Annotated in this window: 6 protein-coding genes and 1 pseudogene; 5 read left to right on the top strand and 2 right to left on the bottom strand. The window is 59.4% G+C overall.

Going from position 1 to position 8,677, the window contains the following annotated elements; translation table 11 throughout:
- From hemA to A3AY_RS0128335, 3 genes are all read left to right on the top strand, one after another.
- Positions 1 to 700: 5-aminolevulinate synthase (gene hemA, locus A3AY_RS36390; RefSeq protein ID WP_026203773.1), on the top strand; the 700-nt coding region annotated here is incomplete at its 5' end.
- Between the two features lie 369 nt (positions 701 to 1,069).
- Positions 1,070 to 3,169: a putative bifunctional diguanylate cyclase/phosphodiesterase gene (locus tag A3AY_RS0128340; RefSeq protein ID WP_040669333.1), complete on the top strand. Its 2,100-nt coding sequence runs from the start codon at positions 1,070 to 1,072 to the stop codon at positions 3,167 to 3,169.
- A 136-nt stretch (positions 3,170 to 3,305) separates the two neighbouring features.
- Complete coding sequence (locus A3AY_RS0128335) at positions 3,306 to 4,472, top strand: ABC transporter substrate-binding protein (RefSeq protein WP_112864794.1); 1,167 nt, start codon at positions 3,306 to 3,308, stop codon at positions 4,470 to 4,472.
- A 289-nt stretch (positions 4,473 to 4,761) separates the two neighbouring features.
- Here the strand turns inward: A3AY_RS0128335 and A3AY_RS36385 are convergent, their stop codons facing one another.
- The gene (locus A3AY_RS36385; protein ID WP_040669309.1) at positions 4,762 to 5,766 is read right to left on the bottom strand and encodes an AraC family transcriptional regulator; all 1,005 of its coding nucleotides are present in this window, start codon (positions 5,764 to 5,766) and stop codon (positions 4,762 to 4,764) included.
- A 471-nt stretch (positions 5,767 to 6,237) separates the two neighbouring features.
- Here A3AY_RS36385 and A3AY_RS40885 point away from each other — a divergent pair.
- A pseudogene (locus A3AY_RS40885) lies at positions 6,238 to 6,417 on the top strand (recombinase family protein); the annotation flags it as partial.
- A 102-nt stretch (positions 6,418 to 6,519) separates the two neighbouring features.
- Here A3AY_RS40885 and A3AY_RS0128320 read toward each other — a convergent pair.
- Complete coding sequence (locus A3AY_RS0128320) at positions 6,520 to 7,137, bottom strand: TetR/AcrR family transcriptional regulator (RefSeq protein ID WP_018329052.1); 618 nt, start codon at positions 7,135 to 7,137, stop codon at positions 6,520 to 6,522.
- 96 nt (positions 7,138 to 7,233) lie between these two features.
- On the opposite strand from A3AY_RS0128320, the gene A3AY_RS0128315 reads away from it, so the two are divergent.
- Positions 7,234 to 8,652, top strand: coding sequence for a coniferyl aldehyde dehydrogenase (locus A3AY_RS0128315; RefSeq protein ID WP_018329051.1), 1,419 nt, complete (start codon positions 7,234 to 7,236; stop codon positions 8,650 to 8,652).
- Positions 8,653 to 8,677 lie beyond the last annotated feature (25 nt).

Genomic DNA, 8,677 nt, shown 5'->3' with positions numbered 1-8,677 from the left:
CGCCGACCCGCGCGCGCCCAAAATCATTGCGTTCGAATCGGTCTACTCGATGGATGGCGACATTTCGCCGATCAAGGAGATTTGCGATCTCGCCGACAAATACGGCGCGATGACCTATCTCGACGAGGTTCATGCCGTCGGCATGTACGGCCCGCGCGGCGGCGGCATTGCCGAGCGCGAAGGGCTGATGCATCGCCTGACGGTGATCGAAGGCACGCTGGGCAAGGCCTTCGGCGTCATGGGCGGCTATATCGCAGCATCGAGTGCGCTGTGCGACTTCATCCGTTCGTTTGCCTCCGGCTTCATCTTCACGACGGCCCTGCCGCCGGCGCTNGCNGCCGGCGCTGTCGCCTCGATCCGGCACCTCAAGGAAAGCCAGATCGAACGCTTCGCCCATCAGGAACGGGTTCGCCGNCTGCGCAANCTNCTCGACAAGAACGGCATTCCGCACATGNCCAATTCGAGCCACATCGTGCCGGTGATCGTTGGCGATGCGGCCAAGTGCAAGTGGATTTCCGATCTCTTGCTCGACAATTGCGGCATCTATGTCCAGCCGATCAACTATCCGACGGTGCCGAAGAAGACCGAGCGCCTGCGTATCACGCCGACGCCGCTGCATTCGGACGCCGACATCGACCACTTGGTCGGCGCGCTGCACCAGCTCTGGTCGCGCTGCGCGCTGGCGAGGGCTGTTGCGTGATCATCTGTCGCAACCGCGTTCCACCGAAAGCCCGCACGAGGAAAATCCATGCCATGCGAAGAGCATCCGCAGGTACTCCGCATTGCAATCGGCATTGCCGTTCATACCCGCACTCACTTGCTGTTTATGGCGCGGTCCGGTTCCGACAAGCGCGTTGCATGGGACGACAGCGGTCGCGCGGATGGTCGGAAAACGCAAGTACTATACAGAACAACGCGCACGTGCTGTCCCGATCAGGGAAAGCCACGCACTTCTTTAAGGTTCCAATAGCCAGCGTACCCCCAATCTTGGGAAGTGGGCGGAAACCGGCTCGGTTCACGCAAGATGTATCCGGCAAGCAAGGGCGCCGGCGAGGAGGTAACCGATAAGATGCTGAGACTCTCGACCCCGCTGACCAAGCCGCTCTCTTCCCTTGAAAGCTACATCAAATCTATCGGGCGAAACTATACCCAAGCCGTCATGGTCATGAGTTTACTCATCGGCGCTACATATCTGACGGTTATGGTCGCCCTTGATCGCCATGCGCTCCAGCAGGACATCAGTTCCCTGACCAGCAGCCAGTTTATCCGTTTCCAGCAGCTCGCCAACCAGACGCGGGCGCTGATGCGAGCCGCGGCCGATTCCAACCTGCCGGAATACATTGTCGCGCCGATGGTCGACGACATCCGCGAAGCCGTCGCTGACATCCGAACGATGAGCGGACAGCTGGATGAACTGCACCGCCGCATCGGCCAGAATCTCCTGGAGAAGCTCAACCCCCGCGACGGGACTTCCGAACTGTTGCGCGTCGACCTCAACAGACGACTCGCAGACTTCCTCCGGCGTGCCGGGAGGGTGGCTGGCGCCACCAACAAGGAGCGTCGGCAACGCTACACCTTCTGGGGACCGATTGACTTTGCCGTATCGTCGGAGGGCACCCTGATCCGCCAGTTCAGCGACCTCATCAACCGCACCCACGATCGCAGCGACATCAGCATCGACAACGCGAAGATGATCAGCACATCTCTTCTTGCGCTGATCGCTGCCACTCTTGGACTGGCGAGCGCTTTTCTGTTCAGTCCTCTGCTGAAGAAATTGCGGAACGAGCATCGCCGGACGATGGACTTCGAATTTCAGCTGAAGCAACTTGCCCACAACGACTCGCTTACAGGAATCCACAATCGATCGGCCTTCAGCGAGGCACTCGGCAATCTGTTCAATGAGTCCAGACGAAGCGGCGCCGGTTTTTCCGTGCTGCTCGTGGACCTCGACCGTTTCAAGAGCATCAATGACGGCTTCGGACATCCAGCCGGCGACGCGGTGTTGCGTCACGTTGCAGCCGCGCTCGAGAGGGTCTTCCGTTCCGATGACTTTGTCGCGCGGCTGGGCGGCGACGAATTTGCAGTGCTGTTGCCCGGGATCGTTGATGAAACCACACTTGCAAACATTGCCAATCGCGCCGTGGCGACGATCGCCACGGATTTTCTCTTCGAGGCCCGCACCTTGCGCGTCTCGGCCAGCATCGGGGGCGCTGTCGTTCCCAATCACGCAACGGACGAGCCGGGGCTGATGCGGGTCGCGGACCTTGCGCTCTACACGGCCAAGAGTGGGCGCAACACAGCCGTCATATTCGACGAAGCGGCGCTGGCGCGGCGACTGGAGGAGAACCAGTTATCCCTCGCACTCATCGTTGCGGTCGATCGCAACGAATTTGTCGTGCACTACCAGCCGAAGGTCAATCTGCTGACGGGAGAGCCCCTGGGTTTTGAGGCGCTCGTGCGCTGGCGCCATCCCAATCTTGGCCTGTTGGCCCCGGGCCGTTTCCTGCCGCTGATGGAAGGGCCGCATCTCATCCGCGGCATGACCCGGTCGGTGGCATCTATCGTCGGACGTGATCTGCGGGCCTGGAAAGACGCCGGGCTTGTCCCCGGACCGATTGCGATCAACCTGCCCGAGGCGCTTCTGGTCGGCGAGGACGGCTACGAGATGCTCGCCCAGGTCATCCGGGAAAACGGCCTCGACTGGCATGATTTCGCGGTAGAAGTGACGGAAGATGTCTTCCTCAACCGCAATGCCGATCATATCCTTGAGACGGTAACGCGCTTTCGCGAGCATGGCCTTTCCGTCTCCCTCGACGACTTTGGAACCGGGTTTGCTTCGCTGGTGCACCTGCGTGACTTTCCCTTTGACGAACTGAAGATCGATCGCAGCTTCGTCGCCGACATAGGGACTGACACGCGCTCGGAGCAGATCGTTCGCGCGATGATCGATCTCTCGCGCAATCTTGGCAAGCGATGCGTTGCCGAGGGCATCGAGACCGATATGCAGCGGCGCTTCCTGGTGAACGCCGGCTGTGAGATCGGCCAGGGCTATTTCTTCGCCAAACCGCAACCCGCCGAGGTGGCGAGCGAGCGTCTGCCGAAGGGGCTCGTGGCCGCTGAGCCCTCGATGAGTGCTGCGGCCCGTCACATCCGCCGAACCGCCGGCTAGACGGCTGGGCGGCACTCGATTTTTCTCATTCGAAAGGAAGACACCGATGAACAAGAGGGCAAGGCGGTTTTGTTTCGCCGCGACCGTTGTGCTTGCGAATTTGTCCCAGGGACAGCCAGCGACTGCCGAAGAGGATATGACAGTCGATGTCGTACACTACTGGGTATCAAAAAGTGAATCGGCGGCGCTCGACATCTTTCGAAAGGCGTGGGCTGCGGCCGGTCGTCAATGGGCCGATATGCCGGGCAGGAACAAGGTGGAGGTGCAAAGGATCGTCAGCGAGCGCATTGCAAATGGATACGCACCGGCGGTCATGCAATGGAATGCTAATGAGGGCTCGCGCGAGCTACCGGAAATGGGGATTGTACTGGACATTGAGCAGGTGGCCAGGGATGACAATTGGCGCGACGTATTGCCTGCCACCGTGCTCGACCGTATCACCTACGACGGCAAGGTCTATTTCGCGCCGACCAACATCCACGCTGAGAACTGGCTCTGGACAAGCGAGGCCATCTTCCGTGACTTGGGCTTGGCGACGCCGCAGACCTGGGACGAGATCTTCGCCGCTGCCGACAAGATCAAGGCGAGCGGCCGCCTGCCTGTCGCCATTGGCGGTGGCCCCTGGGAGATATCGCTGATTTTCAACAACATCATGTATCAGAAGCTCGGATCCGAAGGATATGCCCGCATCATCAGCGGCGACCAGGTCATGGTCACCGATCCGCGCATGATTGAAGCGCTCGAGATGCTGCGCCGCGTCTCCCGTTATGTCGAGCCAAGCGCGGCGCGCGCGCAAAAGACGTGGGCGGATGCCACCGCGGCCGTGGGGCAGGGCGACGCCGGCATGCAGTTCATGGGCGACTGGGCAAAGGGTGAGCTGGCGGCTCGCGGTTACACCGTTGACAAGGACTTTGGTTGCAGCCTAGTGCCCGGCACTGCCATTGCCTACTTCATGGTCATCGATGCCTTTGCCTTTCCGCTGACAAATCGCGAGGAGGCCGCTGAGGCACAGCAGGCCTTCGCCCGCATGGTGCTCGACCGCGACAATCAGGTGGCCTTCAGCCGTATCAAGGGCTCGCTCCCGGCGCGTACCGATGTTGATCCAAGCGGGCTCGATCGCTGTGGCCAGCTCGGTTTGAAAATGATCACTGAGAGGAAAGGCGAGGTGAGTGCCCAGTCCATGGCCATGCCGGCGCAGATGTCGGAAGGCTGGATCGGCGTCCTTGCGGACTTCTTCAACGACCAGACCATTACGCCTCAGACGGCACAGCATCGCCTACATGAAATCCTCGCGCGGCGTTGAAAGGCCGGAGTCCGGATAGCGCACGCGTTATACAAACTCCGCAGCAAAATCAGGGGAGAGATAACCGGGCTGCCCGCGGCGCATTGAGGTTCGACGTCGGTCGCGGCAATCTCTTGCGGTAAATGCTGCGGCCATGAAGGCCGCATGCCTGAAAGTGATACCCGCCCATCGATCATGTTACCGCGATGGGCGGTTTCAGCTTTCGTCCGTCGTTCATGACAGCGGCGCGAGGCCCTTTACCCAGGCTGTAGGCCTGGCGGGGGCGATTCGCACTGATCGCCCAAGTTCTCTACTCTGCCATGCTGCGTTTCTTGGCTTCGCTCCAGCGCATCTTGGCCGTCTCTGACGGCGTTTCTCCAAAGGCTTCATAGCAGGACGCCGCAAAGCGACCCATATGTGAAAACCCCCAGTTCCGTGCGATATCGGCAATAGGCAGGGGATTGGCATCGTCCGCCAGGGCTTTTCGAGCGCCTTCGAGTCTAATCATCCGCAAGTAATTCAACGGCGTGGTGGCTTTGAACTGCTGAAAAGAAACTTGCAACGCGCGCACGCTGGTGCCGGCTTCGCGCGCGATATCCGCGACGGTTATCGAGCGCGACACGTTGGCATACATATACTCGATCGCTCTTTTCAATCGTCTGGGGACAGCAGGAGAAACTGGTCGTGTCAGCCGCGGCATGTAGTTGTTCGGGACCACCTCCAGAAGCACGGTCATCATTGTCTGAAACAGACGCTCGATGGCGACCGGCGAGAGCTGGTCGGCAGCATCGACATCAAGGCAATTCCAGACAAGGGTTCCAAGCGCTGCCAGCCGTGAGCCTTTCACGGTTGTGAGATCAACCGTCCCGGCAAATTCGATGCTGTCCGTGACAGGTCCGTCCAGAAGCTCGCTCAGTTGCTGTATCATCGCCGATTTTTCGAACGCCATGCCGATATGGCTCCGGTCTTCATGCAGTACCAGCTTTTCGAAGCGCGACATGTCACCAAAAAAACCGGTCGTCGCCGTAGATACGACGCGGTGCCGGCCGAGGTCCATCTCCATGGCGCCCGAGGATGGGAGGTAGAGGACGTAGGCGTCTGGCGCACCGGCGAGCGCCACCTTCATGCCGGAATGGCATCTCCCGTTCCACACGCTGTAGCGGCCGGCGGTATAATGCCGGTCTTCAGCAGAAATTCGTTGGCGCTGTTTAAGGGGCTCCACCTGGGCGGGGAACAATGTCTTTGCATAGTGCTCCGACATCTCGTCAGCATCGGCTTTCACGATACGGAAGGTAGAACGAGTAACGTACCTCATCAGGGATCCAAAAAAAGAACGAGCCCTTGAGAACTCGAACGACATTTACGTAAGCGGAATACATGGACGCAGGCCGCGAACCTTCAATTATTATATAATAAAGCTGGGAATAATATGGGCCTGCACGCGTTATCGGCTGCAGCAGCAGCCCATTTGCGCAGGCTATATCCAATATAAGCAAAAACCACGACCGCTCTTGACCGAAGCGCGCAACGCCGAAATCAATAACCAATGACATCAACCAGGCGAACGAAAGTCGATCCCGCAAGACTGTCCGCGATTTAGTGAAAACTTTACCGGAATCGCTGTCCCGCTAATCCGAAATCCGCAATCAGATCGCCGGTGGCCAGCCGCCACCGGCGCAGTGGCCCCTGAACATTAAAGGGGCACAGATATACGGTAGACGGATCAGATCGAGAACGGCAGTGGTCGGAAGCCGGAATCGTCGAGCGTTGGTTTTTCCTCCCAAAAATGACGCCCGCGAAACTGCGCCTTGCCCAAGCGGCGATGGGAAAGCCGGAAACGAAAGTGGCAGACCTTTGCGCTGAACTCGGCGTCACCAGGCAGACGCTATATCGATTTGTTGGCCCAAAAGGCGAATTGCGAGCCGATGGCGAAAAGCTGCTCGTCCGTCACAAGCGTGGAATTTGAGTACTGTGGGGTAGTGAGCCTTGCACCTTCTCGGCCGCTGTCGGGACTTCGTGCAATGGCTCTGCTCTGCAGACAGGGCATGCGGCCCTGGCCTCGTATCAGCTAAGTGTTCGGTTGCGGAATTGCCAGCCCATCCACCAGAGTGGCAATGGCTGCCTCCAGCGGCGCCGATCCGACCTTTTCTGGCACCAGAAGTCCATCGATCGCGAGCAGGGTGATGCCGTGAATGAGCGCCCATGCTGCGGTCGCCTGTCCCCTGACTGGCCGCTTACGAATGGTGCCAGCAGCCTGACCGCGTCCGAGCATGTCCAGCACCACCTCGAATACCGCGAGCGCCCTTTGATCGAGATGCATTCCTACGGCCCGTCCCTCCTCCGCGCTGAACATCAGGCGATATAAGGCCGGGTTGTCGGTTCCGAACGCGACATATGCCAGAGATATCGGAGTGATCTCCTCGAGCAGAGATCGGGGGGCTTCGGGTTTCGCATCCAGTAGCGCCTCGCGTAGTCGATCGAATCCAATCATGGCGAGTTCTACTAGAAGGGCAGTCCGGTCCGGAAAGTGCTTGTAGGGCGCCGCGTGGCTGACGCCTGCCCGACGGGCGACTTCCCGCAGTGTGAACTGCCAATCCTTCTCTGTCCGAAGCATGTCCAGAGCAGTTTCAATGATCGCACGGCGGAGATCACCGTGATGATAGGGGCGGTGGGGTGTAGCCTGCATGGTACCTCGAAGTTTCTCATAGAAACATTGTTGACACTGGTAACTTCATCGCCTATGTAGAGACATAAGTTTCTTCTGTCTACATCGGAGTGCACCATGAACGCCATAGCAAAAATCACTGACGCCGATCATAGGGACAGCCTTCTCGCTCGCCAACGCGCCGCGTTCCTGCGCGATGGAGCCCCAACACTCGCTTATCGTCGCGCCGATCTCGCTAAACTGAAGCAGGCGCTGATCGGTCACCGCGCGGCTCTTGAGGCGGCCGTCGCTTGTGACTTTGGGCATCGTGCCCGGCAGGAGACAGCGATCATGGAGGTCTTTGGTGTGGTTGCTGGCATCGATTATCTTAGTAAGAACCTGCGCCGTTTCATGCGGCCTGAGCGCCGTCATGTCTCGCTCCTGATGCAATTCGGCCGGGCCTGGATCGAGTATCAGCCCGTTGGCGTTGTCGGCGTCATCGCGCCTTGGAACTACCCCGTCCAGCTGTCACTGATGCCGCTGGTTACTGCGATCGCTGCGGGAAACCGCGTCATGCTTAAGCCCTCCAAGCTCACACCGGCGACCAATGACGTGCTCGCCTCGATGCTTGCCGAACTCTTCACTGAAGAACAGGTTGCCCTTGTCAACGGTGACGGTTCCGCATTCTCAGCACTGCCATTCGATCATCTTGTCTTCACCGGTAGCACCGCCGTGGGACGCGCGGTTATGAAAGCAGCGAGCGAAAACCTCGTTCCCGTTACGCTCGAACTTGGCGGCAAGTCTCCGACCATCATTGCCAAAGGCAGCGTGCATGACCGCACCGTGTCTGACATCGTCTGGGGGAAGCTCCTCAGCGGCGGGCAGACCTGCATCGCTCCCGATTATGCCTTGGTGCATGAATCTGAAATCAACGCGTTCGTTGACAGCTATGACAGGCTGGTAAAGGCCGCCTACCCAGACGGCCCAACCAGCGAGGACTATACGTCGATCGTCAACGACCGTCAGTATGGAACCCTGATAGACCTGATCGAGGATGCACGTGCACACGGAGCGCAGATCATCGAGGTCGGGCACCGGCCAGGTGATGCCGCCCGCCGTCCGCACACCCTTGCGCCGACCATCGTGCTTGGCGTCACCGATGAAATGAAGATCGCACATGAGGAGATTTTCGGTCCGATCCTGCCGATTTTTCCCTATCGAGACATCGATGAAGCGATCGCCTATGTGAACGCCCGGCCCCGGCCACTCGCGCTTTACTATTTCGGCGGTGACGATGCGGACCGACGCAAGGTGCTCGACCGCACGACATCGGGCAACGTCACGGTCAACGGTACCATCATGCATGTCGCGCAGGACGACTTGCCTTTCGGCGGCGTCGGCGCCAGCGGAATAGGGGCCTATCACGGCGTTGAGGGCTTCAGGCGACTGAGCCATGCCAAAGGCATCTATGAGCAGGGACGGTGGAACACCGTCAAACTGTTCCACCCCCCATACGGAAAGCTGACCGAGCGCATCCTGAACGTCATGCTCCGGTGAAGATTCAACTTTGCAGGGGCGAACA

The organism is Rhizobium giardinii bv. giardinii H152 (assembly GCF_000379605.1).
Taxonomy (GTDB): domain Bacteria; phylum Pseudomonadota; class Alphaproteobacteria; order Rhizobiales; family Rhizobiaceae; genus Pararhizobium; species Pararhizobium giardinii.
This window is presented reverse-complemented; position numbering and strand designations above follow the sequence as displayed.